This window comes from Salipiger sp., assembly GCF_059781815.1.
Map to the genome: position 1 here is coordinate 1 of NZ_JBYNAH010000116.1, position 15,620 is coordinate 15,620.

Annotated in this window: 14 protein-coding genes; 1 reads left to right on the forward strand and 13 read right to left on the reverse strand. The window is 68.7% G+C overall.

The features are described 5' to 3' along the window. The 5 genes from AC6RA4_RS14340 to AC6RA4_RS14360 all read right to left on the reverse strand — a co-directional run. A partial coding sequence (locus AC6RA4_RS14340) for an NAD(P)-binding protein (RefSeq protein WP_500161388.1) occupies positions 1 to 514 on the reverse strand: 514 nt, incomplete at its 3' end. Position 515: 1 nt separating this feature from the next. Continuing rightward, positions 516 to 1,589 (reverse strand): thiamine pyrophosphate-dependent enzyme, encoded by a 1,074-nt coding sequence (locus AC6RA4_RS14345; protein ID WP_500161390.1) that lies wholly within the window; start codon positions 1,587 to 1,589, stop codon positions 516 to 518. Next, positions 1,589 to 2,758: a pyruvate ferredoxin oxidoreductase gene (gene porA / locus AC6RA4_RS14350; RefSeq protein WP_500161392.1), complete on the reverse strand. Its 1,170-nt coding sequence runs from the start codon at positions 2,756 to 2,758 to the stop codon at positions 1,589 to 1,591. The genes AC6RA4_RS14345 and porA overlap by 1 nt, the downstream gene beginning before the upstream one ends. Then, entirely contained in the window at positions 2,751 to 3,317 is a 567-nt protein-coding gene (locus AC6RA4_RS14355) for a 2-oxoacid:acceptor oxidoreductase family protein (RefSeq protein WP_500161394.1), read from the reverse strand. Before AC6RA4_RS14355 ends, porA begins: the two co-directional genes overlap by 8 nt. 159 nt (positions 3,318 to 3,476) lie before the next feature. Further along, positions 3,477 to 4,409 carry a hydrogen peroxide-inducible genes activator gene (locus AC6RA4_RS14360; RefSeq protein ID WP_500161396.1) on the reverse strand — a complete coding sequence of 311 codons (933 nt, stop codon included), beginning with the start codon at positions 4,407 to 4,409 and terminating at the stop codon, positions 3,477 to 3,479. Positions 4,410 to 4,580: 171 nt separating this feature from the next. On the opposite strand from AC6RA4_RS14360, the gene katG reads away from it, so the two are divergent. Then, positions 4,581 to 6,779 carry a catalase/peroxidase HPI gene (katG, locus tag AC6RA4_RS14365; protein WP_500161398.1) on the forward strand — a complete coding sequence of 733 codons (2,199 nt, stop codon included), beginning with the start codon at positions 4,581 to 4,583 and terminating at the stop codon, positions 6,777 to 6,779. Between the two features lie 308 nt (positions 6,780 to 7,087). Here the strand turns inward: katG and AC6RA4_RS14370 are convergent, their stop codons facing one another. The 8 genes from AC6RA4_RS14370 to AC6RA4_RS14405 all read right to left on the reverse strand — a co-directional run bounded on the left by AC6RA4_RS14370 (position 7,088) and on the right by AC6RA4_RS14405 (position 15,575). Then, positions 7,088 to 8,008 carry a PHP domain-containing protein gene (locus tag AC6RA4_RS14370; RefSeq protein ID WP_500161400.1) on the reverse strand — a complete coding sequence of 307 codons (921 nt, stop codon included), beginning with the start codon at positions 8,006 to 8,008 and terminating at the stop codon, positions 7,088 to 7,090. A 76-nt stretch (positions 8,009 to 8,084) separates the two neighbouring features. Beyond that, entirely contained in the window at positions 8,085 to 8,996 is a 912-nt protein-coding gene (locus tag AC6RA4_RS14375; RefSeq protein ID WP_500161402.1) for an ABC transporter permease, read from the reverse strand. Beyond that, entirely contained in the window at positions 8,993 to 10,066 is a 1,074-nt protein-coding gene (locus AC6RA4_RS14380) for an ABC transporter permease (protein ID WP_500161404.1), read from the reverse strand. The genes AC6RA4_RS14375 and AC6RA4_RS14380 overlap by 4 nt, the downstream gene beginning before the upstream one ends. Then, on the reverse strand, positions 10,066 to 11,577 hold the full coding sequence (locus tag AC6RA4_RS14385; RefSeq protein WP_500161406.1) for an ABC transporter ATP-binding protein: 1,512 nt from the start codon (positions 11,575 to 11,577) through the stop codon (positions 10,066 to 10,068). Before AC6RA4_RS14385 ends, AC6RA4_RS14380 begins: the two co-directional genes overlap by 1 nt. A gap of 7 nt (positions 11,578 to 11,584) precedes the next feature. Further along, positions 11,585 to 12,682 (reverse strand): BMP family ABC transporter substrate-binding protein, encoded by a 1,098-nt coding sequence (locus AC6RA4_RS14390; RefSeq protein ID WP_500161408.1) that lies wholly within the window; start codon positions 12,680 to 12,682, stop codon positions 11,585 to 11,587. A gap of 19 nt (positions 12,683 to 12,701) precedes the next feature. Continuing rightward, complete coding sequence (locus AC6RA4_RS14395) at positions 12,702 to 14,057, reverse strand: amidohydrolase (protein WP_500161409.1); 1,356 nt, start codon at positions 14,055 to 14,057, stop codon at positions 12,702 to 12,704. A gap of 1 nt (position 14,058) precedes the next feature. Further along, positions 14,059 to 14,733, reverse strand: a complete 675-nt coding sequence (locus AC6RA4_RS14400; RefSeq protein ID WP_500161411.1) for a glutathione S-transferase family protein — start codon at positions 14,731 to 14,733, stop codon at positions 14,059 to 14,061. Then, entirely contained in the window at positions 14,730 to 15,575 is an 846-nt protein-coding gene (locus tag AC6RA4_RS14405; protein ID WP_500161413.1) for an aromatic ring-hydroxylating dioxygenase subunit alpha, read from the reverse strand. Before AC6RA4_RS14405 ends, AC6RA4_RS14400 begins: the two co-directional genes overlap by 4 nt. Positions 15,576 to 15,620 lie beyond the last annotated feature (45 nt).

Consider the following 15,620-nt stretch of genomic DNA (forward strand, 5'->3'; position numbering starts at 1 on the left):
GCGGGATCGCCGAGCGCAGCAGCCCGCCGGGCTGCGGGGCGGCCTCGAAGATCTCGGGCCGCAGGCCGAGGCGCAGGCAGTGATACGCCGCCGAGAGCCCGCCCGGCCCCGCGCCGACGATCGCGACGCGCGGAGCCTCTGCGGGCGGCGCCGCGACCGGGTAGTCCCAGCCCTGCGCCACCGCCTCATCGCCGAGCCAGCGCTCGACATTGTGGATCGCCAGCCCGCCGTCGAGCGTGGCGCGGTTGCAGGCGCTCTCGCAGGGATGCGGGCAGACCCGGCCGGTGACAGACGGCAGCGGGTTGGCGGCCACCAGTGCCTCCCAGGCGGCGCGGGTCTCGCCCTGCTGCAGCAGCGCGAACCACGCCTGCTGATCCTCGCCCGCCGGACAGGCGGCGTGGCAGGGCGCCTTGGCGTGCAGGTGCACCGGGCGCTCGGTCGAGCGCCAGTTGCCGGTCTTGAAATCGAGCGAGGCGCCGGCGATGCCCCAGGCGCCGCGGGTGAGCGTGGTCATCTCAGAACCCTCCTGCTGACGGGCCGCCGCGGTGCACCAGCGCCGCGCCGTGGGTGTCGGCGGGGTCGTCGGCCTCACCCGCCAGCCCGAATGTCGCGATGTTGTGGTCGGCCAGCGCCTGCAGGTGGGCCTGTTCCTTCTCGGCGCGCGGATCGTCGGAGAACAGGTGCCGGAAGCGGCCCTGCAGCTCGAGATAGTCACGCACCGGGCGCGGCTGGCGGATCGGCATGACGTTGGTCACCGCGCCGCGCTCGAGCTCGACCATCGGGAAGAGGCCGCACTCCACCGCGCGGCGGGCGATCTCGATGGTCAGACAGCTCTCGTGCTTCCAGCCCAGCGGGCACGGCGAATGCACCACGAGGAAGGTCGGCCCAGTGATCCCCATGGCGTAGCGCACCTTGCGCTGCAGGTCCTGCGGGAAGGCCACCGAGGCGGAGGCGGCGTAGGGGATGTGATGCGCGGCGATGATCGACAGCAGATCCTTCTTGAGGTGCCGCTTGCCCATGCGCTCGCGTCCCGCCGGCGAGGTCGTGGTCGCCGCCGCGTGCGGGGTCGAGGACGAGCGCTGGATGCCGGTGTTCATGTAGGCCTCGTTGTCGAAGCAGACATAGAGCACGTCGTGATAACGCTCGAGCATCCCCGACAGCGTCTGAAAGCCGATGTCATAGGTGGCGCCGTCGCCGCCGAAGGCCAGCACCTTGGTGTTGCGCCCCTTGGCGCGCATCGCGGCCTCCATGCCCGAGGCCACCGCCGAGGCGTTCTCGAACAGCGAGTGGATCCACGGCACGCGCCAGGCCGATTGCGGCCAGGTGGTGGTGAAGACCTCGAGGCAGCCGGTGGCGTTGGCGACCATCACGTCGGGGCCGGCGCTCTCCATCACCAGCCGGGCGGCCAGCGCCTCGCCGCAGCCCTGACAGGCGCGGTGACCGGATTCGAGCCCCCGGAACCGGGGCTGACGGTCGCGCGGGGCGAGCGCGGGCGCGGGTTCGGAAGGCGCCTGTGGCTGGCGACCATGACGGCGGCGCAGCTCGGCCAGGCGCGGGTTGGCGGCATTGCGGGGATCTGGATCGGACATCAGCGGTCCTCTGGGGCAAGCTTGCCGAGATCGGCGTCGAAAACCGAGAAGCCCGGCGCGTCCGGGTCCTCGATGGCGGCCATCAGGTCGGCGAAGACGGTCTCGGGAATGTCGCGCCCGCCAAGGCCGAGCGCGTGGTTGTGCAGCCGGGGCATGGCCTCATGCCCGGCAAGGGCGGCGGCCACCTCGAGCCCCACCACCCCGCCCGCCCCGGGCGAGATCGCCCGGTCGATGACGATGAGGTGGTCGAGCCCGCGCACCGCCGCGCGCAGCGCCTCGGCGGGGAACGGGCGGAAGGCGCGCAGCTTGATCAGCCGCGCCTTGGGCGCGTCCGGCTCGGCCATGCCGGCGCGCAGGGTGCCGATGGTCGAGCCCATGGCCAGCACGCCGACGCGGGCGTCGGCATAGCCCTCGACCGTCAGCAGCCCGCCGCAGGCCCGCCCGAAGCGCGCCTGCCAGTCGGCGTCGATTGCCTCGATCGCCGGCAGGGCCTTCTGCATCGCCGCGTGGTGGGAATGGCGGATCTCGGGGAAGAACTCGGGCGTGACGAGCATGCCGAGCGACTTGGGCGCGGACGGATCAAGCGCCCGGTCGAAGACGAAGGGCGGCAGCCAGGCGTCGACCTCTTCAGCGCTCGGCAGGTCGATAGGCTCCATCACGTGGGTCAACACGAACCCGTCCATGCAGACCATCACCGGCAGTTCGGTCTCCTGCGCGAGGCGGAAGGCCTGGATCGTGGTGTCGGCGGCTTCCTGGTTGCTGGCGCAGTGCAGCTGGATCCAGCCGCTGTCGCGCACCGCCATGGAATCGGCGTGGTCGTTCCAGATCGACAGCGGCGCCGAGACCGCGCGGTTGGCCACGCTCATCACCAGCGGGATGCGCAGCCCGGCGATGTTGAACAGCACCTCGGCCATCAACAGCACCCCCTGCGAGGCCGAGGCGGTATAGGCCCGCGCCCCGGCAGCGGCGGCGCCCAGCACCACCGAGGCCGCCGAGAACTCGGACTCGACGCTGACGAACTCGGTGTGCAGATCGCCCTCGGCCACCAACACCGAGAGGTTCTCGACGATGTGGGTCTGCGGGGTGATCGGATAAGCCGCCACCACGTCGGGGCGGCAAAGCGCCACCGCCCGCGCGATGGCCTGGCTTCCTTCGAGCGCTTCACGCATCGAGCGGCTCCTTCCATGCAGCGTCGGGCACCAGCGCCGCGGCCCGGTCGACCATCTCGAGATTGCCGGCCAGCAGCTTGCCCGAGAAGCGCTTGCCCAGCGCCGCCTTCAGCGCATCGAGCGGCAGGTCGGCAGTGAGCGTCAGCAGGGCCGAGAGCAGCGCCGCGTTGGGGATCGGGCGCCCGATGGTCTCGACCGCCAGCGCATTGGCCGGCAGGCAGAGCGCCCGGCAGCCGAAATGCGCGCCGATGGCGTCGCTGTCCTGCAGCGAGTTCACCACCATGCCGCCGCCCGGCCGCAGCCCGGCGGTAATCGCCTCGTCATGCAGCAGCGTATCGTCCTGCACGATCAGGTAATGCGGGCGGCGCACCTGCGCGCGCAGCTCGATCGGTGTGTCGTCGGTGCGCACGAAGGCGGTGACCGGCGCGCCCCGGCGCTCGGCGCCGAAGGCGGGGAAGGCCTGACACATCTGGCCGGCCTCGAATGCGGCGGAGGCAAGCAGATAGGCTGCGGAAACGCTGCCCTGACCGCCACGCCCGTGAATGCGGTACTCAATCATGGGCGCAGGTTATCCATCGGGCGCTAACGAGACATGATGCAGGTCAAAACCCGACCGCATGGCGGGGATTTCACACGGTTTTGTCGCACTCGGAGCCGCGCGCGCCAAAGCGGACCGTTGCCTCTAGCGAGACACTGCCCCTGCCCCCGGCCCGAAGGCTCAGGCGGGCGGACTGGCGGAAAGCTGCGCCGCGCTCTCGGTCGCCTCGCACCCCACCTGGCGCACGATCTCGGCGATCCGCGAAAGCTGCTCTCCCAGCGGCGTCGACTTGCGCCAGACCATGCCGATGGTGCGCACCGGCGCCGGGCTCGGCAGCCGCGCCAGCGAGACCTGCGCCGAGCGCGTCTCGATCGGCAGCGCCATCTCGGGGATCAAGGTGATGCCGATCCCCGCCCCCACCATCTGCACCAGCGTCGAGAGCGAGCTGCCCTCCATCAGGTCGCGGGTGACCGAGGGCGAGAGCTTGCAATAGGACAGCGCCTGATCGCGAAAGCAGTGCCCCTCCTCGAGCAGCAGCAGCCGCATCTCGTGCAGGATACTCGGATCCGGCACCGGCTTGTTGGCCTCGCCCGGGCCGCGCACCAGCACGAACTCCTCGTCGAACAGCGCCACCTCCTCGAGCCCCGGCTCCGAGATCGGCAGCGCCACGATGGCGGTGTCGAGCCGGGCGTCGTGCAGATCCTCGATCAGGGTCTTCGTCACCGCCTCGCGCGGGCGCAGGTCGAGCCCGGGATATTCCTGCGCCAGCGAGGTGATGACCCGCGGCAGCAGGTAGGGCGCGACGGTCGGAATGACCCCGATGCGCAGCCGCCCGACCAGCGGGCCCTGCGCCGCCCGCGCCAGATCGGCGAGATCGTCGACCGAGCGCAGGATCTCGCCGGTACGGGCGGCGAATTCCTCGCCCAGCGAGGTCAGCCGGATCTGCCGCGCCCCGCGCTCGACCAGCGGCGCACCGATCAGATCCTCGAGCTCGCGGATCTGCATCGACAGTGCCGGCTGGCTGATCGCGCAGATCTCGGCGGCACGCCCGAAATGCCCCAGACGGGCCAGCGCATCGAAGTAGCGCAGGTGTTTCATCGAGATATTTGCCATAAGCCTGTCTTATCGGATGTTTAAGAAAATGCAATTGGGCTTTATGAGGCGGCTTTGCTAGAACGATTCTAGCAAGCGAGGCCGATGCCGCTCGAACGGGTCACAATGACGCGTCCGAACGGCGGACTCCAACACCTATATCGACAAGCACGCAAGCCTCTGGAGGACACCATGGACGGACATACGGTCGAAGGCGACATCAACAAGAGCGAACGCACCGGCAAGTGCCCGGTGATGCACGGCAGCATGACCGCGGTCGGTGCCTCGGTCATGGACTGGTGGCCCAATGCGCTCAACCTCGACATCCTGCACCAGCACGACACCAAGACCAACCCGATGGGTCCGGACTTCAGCTACCGCAAGGAGCTCGAAGGGCTCGACTTCGAGGCCCTGAAGGAAGACGTGCGCAAGTGCCTGACCGAGAGCGTCGAGTGGTGGCCCGGTGACTGGGGCTCCTATCTCGGCATGATGGCCCGCGTGGCGTGGCACGCCGCCGGTTCCTACCGTCTCGCCGACGGCCGCGGCGGCGCCGCCACCGGCAACCAGCGCTTTGCCCCGCTCAACAGCTGGCCGGACAACGCCAACACCGACAAGGGCCGCCGCATCCTGTGGCCGGTGAAGAAGAAATACGGCAACAAGATCTCCTGGGCCGACCTGATGATCCTCGCCGGCACCATCGGCTACGAGCTCTCGGGCCTGAAGATCTACGGCTTCGCCTTCGGTCGCGAAGACATCTGGCACCCCGAGAAGGACATCTACTGGGGCGCCGAGAAAGAGTGGCTCGCCCCCTCCGACGCGCGCTATGGCGACGTGTCCAAGCCCGACACCATGGAAAACCCGCTGGCCGCGGTCCAGATGGGCCTGATCTACGTCAACCCCGAGGGCGTCAACGGCAACCCCGATCCGCTGGCCACCGCCGAGCAGATGCGCGAGACCTTTGCCCGGATGGCGATGAACGACGAGGAAACCGTCGCGCTGACCGCCGGCGGCCACACCATCGGCAAGTGCCACGGCGGCGCGACCCCGGACAATATCGGTGCCGAGCCGGAAGCGGCCGGGATCGAGGACCAGGGCCTCGGCTGGATGCCCAAGAAGGGCCGCGGCATCGGCCGTGACGTGCTCGCAGGCGGCCCGGAAGGCGCCTGGACCACCAACCCGACCCAGTGGGACATGGGCTATTTCGACATGCTCTTCGGCCACGAGTGGGAGCTGACCACCTCGCCCGCCGGTGCCAAGCAGTGGAAGCCGGTCGAGATCGCCGAGGAAGACATGCCGGTCGATGTCGAGGATCCCTCGATCAAGACCATGCCGATGATGACCGATGCCGACATGGCGCTGAAGATGGACCCGGCCTACCGCGCCATCTGCGAGAAGTTCATGGCGGATCCGGAATATTTCTCGGATGCCTTCGCCCGCGCCTGGTTCAAGCTGACCCACCGCGACATGGGCCCCAAGGCGCGCTGGATCGGCCCGGACGTGCCGCAGGAAGACCTGATCTGGCAGGATCCGATCCCCGCCGGCTCGACCTCCTACGACGTCGCCGCCGTCAAGGCGAAGATCGCCGAGACCGGCCTGTCGATGGCCGACATGGTCGCCACCGCCTGGGACAGCGCCCGCACCTATCGCGGCTCGGACATGCGCGGCGGTGCCAACGGTGCCCGCATCCGCCTGGCCCCGCAGAAGGACTGGCAGGCCAACGAGCCCGAGCGCCTCGCTTCGGTGCTCGCCAAGCTCGAGCCGATCGCGGCTGAAACCGGTGCCTCGGTGGCGGATGTGATCGTGCTGGCCGGCAACATGGGTGTCGAGGCGGCGGCCAAGGCCGCGGGCTACGATCTCGAAGTGCCGTTCACCCCGGGCCGCGGCGACGCGACCCAGGAGATGACCGATGCCGAGAGCTTCGAGCCGCTCGAGCCGCTGGCGGACGGGTTCCGCAACTTCCAGAAGACCGACTACGTGGTCAGCCCGGAAGAGATGCTGCTCGACCGCGCCCAGCTGATGGGCCTGACGGCCGCCGAGATGACCGTTCTGGTCGGCGGCATGCGCGCCATGGGCACCAACCACGGCGGCAGCAAGCTGGGTGTGTTCACCGAGCGCGAAGGCGCCCTGACCACCGACTTCTTCGACGTGCTTACTGACATGGCCTACCAGTGGCTGCCGGTGGCCGGCGGCACCTACGAGATCCGCGACCGCAAGTCGGGCGAGGTCAAGTACACCGCCTCGCGCGTCGACCTGGTGTTCGGCTCGAACTCGGTGCTGCGCGCCTATGCCGAGGTCTACGCCCAGGACGACAATGCCGGGAAGTTCGTGACCGACTTCGTGGCCGCCTGGACCAAGGTGATGAACGCCGACCGCTTCGACGTCGCGGCGTAAGCGCCACAGAACTGCGCGGGGCGGCACGCCGCCCTGCGTCGGGTCCGAAATTGCCACTCACGGGACCCGGGGACCCCGCCGCACCAATGGTGCCGGCGGGGTTTTCCTTTGGGCGCATTGGCGCATCGCCCCTTGCTAGGGGCGTGAGGGGGCCAGCCCCCTCTTGGCACTATGCGCCAATTCACCCCCGAGGTATTTTTGAACCAAAGAAGGGATGGCCAAAGCGCCCCTGGCTTCTCTTCGTCAAAAATACTCCCGCCGGAGGCATCCGGCCGCGCCAGATGCGCCCTCGCCGGGCGGGCAGCGCCTCAGCGCCAAATCGGGTTGGACCAGGCGCGCTTGCCGGCCCGGTCGATCACCGTGACGCGCAGCCACGGGCTGTTGCGGAAGCGCTCCAGCGGAACCGTGGCCGAGGTCAGCGACTGGCCGTGCACCGCGGTCGCCGCCGAGCCGTGGCCCTGCACGATGACCGTCTGGACGGCGGAGCTTTCAACCTCGACGCCGCCCTCGGTGAGGTGGACGGCACGCAGCTCGGGGCCCTGGCTGGAGTAGAAATCGCCGCGTTTCAGCGCCGCGAGCAGAGCGTCGGGGGCGTTTTCCTCGGCCTTGACCATGACCCAACCGCCGAAATGATCGGGCTCGGTGAAATGCGCGTCGTCGGTGGCGACGAGGCTCAGGCGGCGGCCCTCGGAGAGCAGCAGGTCGGCAATGGCGGCCCCGTCGGCGCGGTCGCAGCCGGTGGCGCAGCCGTGGTTGTAGATCTCGACCGCGTGGGCCGCGGCGAGGCCGCGCGCGTCAGCGAGCGTGAGCCCCGACCATTGCGGGTGGGCGATGGCGACGAAGGCACCGGCGTCGCGGGCGCGGGCGGCAATCTCGGGGCCGCTTTCCTGCCCCTCGACCGGCGCGAAGCCCGGCGCGTGGGGCGGCGCGAAATCCGCCGGCAGACCAACGGCGAGGATGTGCCAGAGCTCACCGTTGGCCATGGCGCCGGAGTGGATCTCGGCGCCGAGAATGGTGGTGAAACCGGCCTCGCGGAACGGCACCGTGTCGGTGATCGGGTAGCCGTAGGCGCCGATGAAATGGTCGGTCAGGGCGAGGAAGTCATAGCCCTCGGCGCGGTAGCGGCGGCAGACCTCCTGCGGCGTCAGGCAGCCGTCGGAGCGGTCCGAATGGGTGTGCAGGTTGCCGCGCCAGAACCGGCCCGGTGCGCTGAAGGCGGAAAGCGTCATCGCCTGTCTCCTCTCAAGGTTCAGCAGGCGATAGCGTGGCGGCGCGACGGTTTCGTGACAAGCCCCCGCGCGGGGCTCAGCGTCCGAAGGGTTCGCCCAGCGAGGCCACGCCGTTGATCTTCAGCAGCCGCTTGTTGGCCGAGATCGCGCCCAGCACGAGGATGGTGACGATGTAGGGCAGGCTCGCCAGCAGCTGCGAGTTCAGCGCCACGCCGCCGGCCTGCGCGGCGAGCTGCGACAGCGACACCGCGCCGAAGAGCACCGCGCCAAACACCACCCGGCCGGTCATCCAGGTGGCGAAGACCACCAGCGCCAGCGCGATCCAGCCGCGCCCGGCGATCATGCCCTCGGCCCAGAGCGGGGTGTAGACCGTTGCCGCGTAGGCCCCGGCAAAGCCCGCCATCAGCCCGCCGAACGCCACCGCGCCGTAGCGGATGGCGATGACGTTGTAGCCCAGAGCGCGCGCCGCGTGGGGGTTCTCGCCCACCGCGCGGATCACCAGACCGAGCTTGGAAAACCGCAGCGTGGCCCAGATCGCCAGCGTCGCCAGCAGGCCCAGCCAGACCACCGCGTCCTGCGAAAACAGCCCGCCCAGCAGCGGCAGCTCCGAAAGGCCCGGGATCGAGAGCTTGGGCAGACCGGGCACGGTCAGGCTCTCGTAGCGCTTGCCGAACAGCGCCGAGAGCCCCTGCCCGAGGATGCCGATGGCAAGCCCCGCCGCCACCTGGTTGGCCCGCACCGCCAGCGCCAGCCAGGCGAAGACCATCGCGAGCGCCGCGCTCGCCAGCCCCGCGGCGACAAAGCCCATCGCGTGGCCGCCGCTCTGGCGCACCACGATGAAGGCCACCACGGCGCCAAGCGCCATCATGCCCTCGATGCCGAGGTTCAGAACGCCCGAGCGCTCGGCCACCAGCTCGCCAAGCGCGGCAAGCAGGAACGGCATGGCGGCGGCCAGCATGCCGGCGATGATGAAGGAGAGCGCGCTCATGCCGTCACCTCCTGCCCGTCACGCACCAGCCGGTAACGCACCAGCACGATGGCCGCGAGGTAGCAGCAGAGCAGACAGCCCTGGAACACCCGCACCGCGGCCACCGGCAGCCCGGCCGAGACCATGGCATTGTCGCCGCCGATATAGAGCGCTGCCATGAACAGCGAGGAAAACAGGATGCCCACCGGGTGCAGCCCCCCGAGATAGGCCACGATGATCGCCGCGTAGCCATAGCCCGAGGCGATCCCGCGCTGCAGCTGGCCCATCGGCCCCGCCACCTCGGCGGCGCCCGCGAGACCCGCCGCGAAACCGCCGATCAGCAGCGACAGCCAGACCGCGCGCCCCTCGGAGAAGCCCGCATAGGCGGTAGCGTGCGGCGCCAGCCCGCCGACCACCAGCTGGTAGCCCTGAAAGCTCTTCTGCATGTAGACATAGGCCAGCGCGGTCCAGAGCAGCGCCAGGATAAGCGCCACGTTGACCCGCGTGCCGGGGATCAGGGTCGGCACCATCGCATCCCACTGGAACATCACCGTTTGCGGGAAATTGAACCCCATCGGATCCTTCCACGGCCCCACCAGCAGATAGGCCAGCAGCTGCGCCGCGATCAGGCTCATCATCAGCGTGACGAGGATCTCGGAGGCGTTGAGCCGCACCCGCCAGAACGCCGGAAGCGCCGCCCAGAGCGCGCCGCCCACGCCGCCCAGCAGCAGCATCAGCGGCCAGATCCAGCCCCCCGTCGCCTGCGGGAACCAGACCGGAATCGAGCTGGCAAAGATCGCGCCGAGGATGAACTGCCCCTCGGCGCCGATATTGATCACCTTGGCGCGGAAGCCGATGGCGAGCCCCTGCGCGATGAGCAGCAGCGGCGTCATCTTCAAGAGCACCTCCGAGAAGGACGACCACGACACGAAGGGCTCGAGCAGCAGCGCATAGAACACCGCTGCCGGATCGTTGCCCATGACGATGTAGAGCAGGAAGTTCAGCACGATGGCGAGCGCCAGCGCGCCCATCGGCGCGAGCACCGCCATGCGCCGCGAGGCGGTGGTGCGGCGGATCATCCGGATGCCCATCACGCGGCCCCCTCTTCTGCGCCGATCATATAGCGGCCGACCTCCTCGACCCGCGTCTCCGAGACCGTGAGCGACGGCGACAGCCGGCCCTCGCGGATCACCTGGATGCGGTCGCAGATCTCGAACAGCTCCTCGATCTCCTCCGAGATCACCAGCACCGCGACGCCTTCATTACGCATGTCGACGAGGCGGCGGCGGATCTCGGTGGCGGCGCCGATATCGACGCCCCATGTGGGCTGCGAGACGAAGAAGAGCTTTGGCGCCAGCTCCATCTCGCGGCCGACGATGAATTTCTGCAAATTGCCGCCCGAGAGCGCCCCGGCCTCGGCCTGCGGGCCGGGGGTGCGCACGTCGTAATCGGCGATGCAGCGGCGGGTAAACGCGTCTTCGGCGCCGCGGTCGATCAGGCCGCGCTTGACGAGGCCGAGCCCGTGCGCGGTCAGCAGGCTGTTGTCCGAGAGCGACATCTCCGGCACCGCGCCACGGCCCAGCCGCTCTTCGGGGACGAAGGCAAAGCCCAGCCTGCGGCGCGCGGCGGCGCCGAGATCGCCCACCGGCTGGCCAAACATCATCACCTCGTCGCGGGCCTCGGCATGGCGGCGGGTCTCGCCCGAGATCAGCCGGGCCAGCTCGCCCTGCCCGTTGCCCGAGACGCCGGCGATGCCGAGGATTTCGCCCGCGTGCAGCTTCAGGCTCACCGCCTTGAGCGACATCTGGAACGGGTCGTCGGGCTGGTAGTCGAGCCCCGCCAGTTCAAGCAGGACCGGCCCCGGTTCGCGCGCCGCGAAGGCGCGGGCCTCGGGCATGTCGCGCCCGATCATCATCTGCGCGAGGTCATGCGCGTCATGCTCGCGTGGATCGACATTGCCGGTCACCGCGCCGTCGCGCAGGATGGTGGCGTGGTCGCAGATCGAGCGGATCTCTTCGAGCTTGTGCGAGATGAACAGGATCGAGACACCCCGGTCGCGCAGCTTGAGCAGGGTCTCGAACAGGGTCTTGACCGATTGCGGCGGCAGCACCGAGGTCGGCTCGTCGAGGATCAGCAGCTTGGGATCGGTCATCAGGCAGCGGATGATCTCGACCCGCTGGCGCTCGCCGACCGAGAGCGCGTGGACATGCGCCAAAGGGTCGACCTCGAGCCCGTAATCCTGGCCCAGCTGGCGGATGCGGGCCACGAGCGCGCGCTTCTTCCCCGGCACGATGAGCGAGATATTCTCGACAACGGTCAGAGTCTCGAAGAGCGAAAAATGCTGGAACACCATGCCGATGCCCTGCGATCTTGCCTCGTTGGGAGAGCTTGGGGCGACAACATTCCCCTGCCAGCGCATCTCGCCCGCATCCGGGCTTTCGACGCCGTAGATCAGCTTCATCAGCGTCGATTTGCCGGCGCCGTTTTCGCCAAGGATGGCGTGGATCGAGCCCTCCGCGACATCGAGATCGATGTCGCGGTTCGCCCGCACGGTCCCGTAGCTCTTCGAGAGGCCCCGAAGAGAGAGCAGCGGCGCCGGCATCGTCAGGTCAGTTCGGCAGCGGCGTGGTCACGCCGGCCACGTGCCAGTCCATCGAGACGATCGCCTCGTCGGGCAGCGTCTCGCCATCCTCGACCCCCACCGTCTCGTCCTGCTTGACGATGCGGCCGGTGAACGGGTGGAACGAGCCATCGGCAATCGCCGCCTCGACCTCGTCGATCTTGGCCTTGGTCTCGGCGGGGATGTCGGGGTTCCAGTCGACCACCTTCACGACGTTGTCCTCGACGCCGAGGAAGGCGTTGCGGCCCTCGAACGTGCCGTCGAGATGGCCTTTCACCGACTCCATGAAGAACGGCGACCAGTCGGTCTCGACGCAGCCGAGATACTTGGTCGGCGCGTTTTCCTTCATCGACGAGTTGAGGTTGAACACGTAGGCGCCCGCCTCTTCGCAGACCGAAACCACCGAGGGCGTGTCCTGCGCGTTGGAGAAGATCACGTCGCAATCCTGGGCCAGCAGCGCCTTGGCGGCGTCCTGCTCCTGCGCCGGATCGAACCACGAGTTCACCCAGACCACCGAGACCTCGATATCCGGGTTCACCGATTGCGCGCCCAGCGTGAAGGCGTTGATCGAGGTGATGAGTTCGGGGATCGCGAAGGCCGAGACCGAGCCCAGCTTGCCGGTCTTCGACAGCGCCGCGGCGGCCATGCCCATCAGGTAGGTGCCCTGGAAATACTTCGCGGCGAAGGGCGAGAAGTTCGGCGCGACCATGAAGCCCGAGGCGTGCAGCACGGTGACATCGGGGTTGCGGCGGGCGATCTGCATGGCGCCGTTCTGGTAGCCGAAGCTGCCGGCGAGCAGGAACTTGTTCCCGTCCGCGACGACCTTGTTCATGATGCGGTCTGCATCGGGGCCCTCGGGGATGTTCTCGAGGATGGTGATATTCACGTTGTCACCGTACTCGGCCTTGATCGGCTCGAGCCCCATGGCCAGCGCGTGCGACCAGCCGACCTCGCCCACCGGCGAGGGCACGACCAGCGCGATGCCGAGCGGATCCTGCGCATGCGCGATGGAGGGCGCGATGCCGGCGGCGAGGCCGGTGGCGGCCGAGGTCTGAAGGAACCGGCGGCGGTTGAGAGGCTTCGTCATGTTTTGGTTACTCCCTGTTTTATATATCTATCTTGGCGAGTGCGGCTTCCGCTTCGGAAACCATCTCGCGCTCGTCGAGCCCGGGGAATGCCCCGTCTGCCCAGACGATCTTGCCGTTCACCATGGTCATGTCGGTGGCCATGCCGATGCCCACCCGCGGGATCAGGCTCTCGGGGTCGTGACGGGTGCCGACATAGTCCATGCGGCGGCTGTCGATGGCGAAGAGATCGGCGGCCATGCCCGGCACCAGCTGGCCGATATCTGTCCGCCCCAGCAGCGAAGCGCCGCCCGAGGTGCCGTAGCGCAGGAAGGCCGCGGGCTCGGGCACCTTGTGGCTGCGGCTCGAGGCGACAAGGCATTGCAGCATGTAGGCCGAGTGCAGGCAGTGCATGAGGTTCGAATTGTCGTTGCTCGCCGCCCCGTCGCAGCCAAGGCCCACCCGCACGCCAAAGGCCTCCATCGCCGGGATCGGCGTGACCTCGGCGCCCACGAGGTAGACCGGCTCGGGGCAATGCGACACGCCGGTGCCGCTCGCCGCCATCTGGCGCAGCTCGTCCTCGGTCAGTTCCCAGCAATGGGCATAGAAGGTGTCGGGCCCGCAAAAGCCCATCTCCTCGAGATAGTCGACCGTCCTCATGCCGTGGCGGGCGCGGATCACCTCGCTCTCGCCCTCGCCCACGTGGCTGTGCAGGATCGCGCCCTTGTCGCGCGCCAGCCGGATGCTCTCGACAAAGGTCTCGCGGTAGCAGTTCACCGGCTGGCACGGCGCCAGCGAGACCTGCCGCATCGAGAACGGCCCGGCATCGTGATAGGCGTCGATCAGCCGCTCGCAATCGGCGAGGAATTCGTCGGTGGTCTCGAGCATCTCGTCGGGGATCGTCGAGCCCTCGGACTTGGGCAGCGTGTTGGTGCCGCGACCGGCATGGAAGCGCAGGCCGATCTTCTCGGCGGCCTCGAACTGCCGATCCACGATGCCTTTCCCGGCCTTGCGCGGAAAGCAGTACTGGTGGTCGAAGGCGGTGGTGCAGCCGTGCTTGGCGAGCTCCGCCATCGCCGTCAGCGAGCTGTGATAGAAGCTCTCCTCGGTGAGCTGGGCAAAGATCGGGTAGATCCGGTCGAGCCACTCGATCACCGAGAGCTTGGTCCAGTCGAGCTCCACGCGGTTGCGCACGAAGCACTGGAAGAAATGGTGATGCGTGTTGACGAGGCCCGGGTAGACGAACCATCCGTCGGCGTCGATCACCTCGGCCCCCGGTGCCGCCAGCCCCGGCCCGATCGCCTTGATCGCCGCGCCCTCGGTCAGCAGGTCCACGTCGCGCAGCACCTCGTTGCCGGTCACCACCGCGGCGCAGCCCTTCAGCAGGTATCCGGACATGTCAGGCCTTCTCCTTCCGGATCACCTCGGGCATCGCCCCCGGCTCGGGCTTGAGCTCGTGCAGGCGGTGAATGCCGGGCATCTCGATGAAGCCGTCGAGCGCCCGGATCGCCCGCATCCAGAGCCGGATCGAGGGGTACGGATCGAGCGGCAGCCCGCCATCGGGGGCAAGCGCCACATGCGGGAAGCAGGCGATGTCGGCAATCGTCGGTCGGTTGCCGGCAAGGAAGCCCTCGCCCCGCCGCCGCGCCGCCGAGAGCGCCGCCTCGAGCTCGCGCAGCGCCATCGTGGCCTGCCCGCGCAGCGCCTCGATATCGCCCTCCGCCAGCAGCATGTCATGCGCGCGCGCAGCCCCCGCGCTGTCGGTCAGCCGCTGCGCGAAGGCCAGCCATTGCGCCACGCGGGCGCGCATGGCGGGCGTGTCCTCGCCAAGCCAGGCCGGCGCGTCATGGGCGGCGAGATAGGTGAGGATCGCGGTGCTCTCGGTCAGCACGAGGCCATCATCCTGCAGCACCGGGATGGTCCCTGCCGGGTTCAGCCCCAGCATCGGCTCGGAGAGATGCTCCTGCCCGGGGTGGAAATCCACCGCCCGCAGATCGAGCCGGCGCCCGATCAGCGCCGCCAGCAGCCGCACGCGGTAGCACGAGGGCGAGAGGATGTAGTCGTAGAGGATCATGCCGCCACCAGTTGCGCGCCGTAGGTGAAGCCGTGCCGCTTGAGCCAGCGGCGATAGGCGATCGAGGTCATGTCGGCCCGGGTCGGGATCTCCATCCCCGGATCGAGCGGCAGCAGCGCGGGGAGCTGGTTTTCCAGCACCGAGCGGTCCTGCACGAAGATCATCTGCTGGAAATGGATCAGGTCGGTCATCTCGGCGTCGTCATCGTAGAGCGCCATCCATGGCCAGACATCGCAAAGCGTCTCGGTCAGCGGCTGCACGAAGAGCGCGATCACGTCCCACTCGCCGGGCTTCGGCGGGCAGGTCTTGTAGAGCACCGAGCAGGTCGGGGCGCAGACGCGGTACATGTAATCGGTGGTGATGCCACCTGCGGCGGATTTCGCCGCCTGCGGCTGGAAGAACTTTACCTTGGTGGCCCAGACCTCGTCGACATCGTCGCGGATCTCGACCTCGTAGCGCTCGACCTCCGTATGCGGTTCGGAGCCGAGGATGTCGGTGTGCACGAAGGGGAAATGCGCGATGTCGAGGAAATTCTCCACCGCGCGCAGCGGCGAGCAGCGCACCCGGCAGACGCCCACATCGACAAGCCGCCGCCCGGGCTGATCGGCCTCGGGGATGGTGAAGAGATCCTTCGCGGGCAAGCCCAGCGAGGTCCAGACATGGCCAAAGCGGTCGATCACGGGAAGCGCACGGCCCGCGCCGTCGCTGACCTGCGGCTGGCCGCCGTCGAGAAAGACCCGGATCGGCTCGCCCATCAGCAGCGTGTCGCGGCCCGCTTCAGTGACCTGCTTGGTCATCCCCACCGGGTACCAGTGATCGCGCATCGCGCCCGTCTCGCTCATGCCGTCACCCCCTCTTCCACCCGTCGCCGCAGCGCCTCCGCCGCC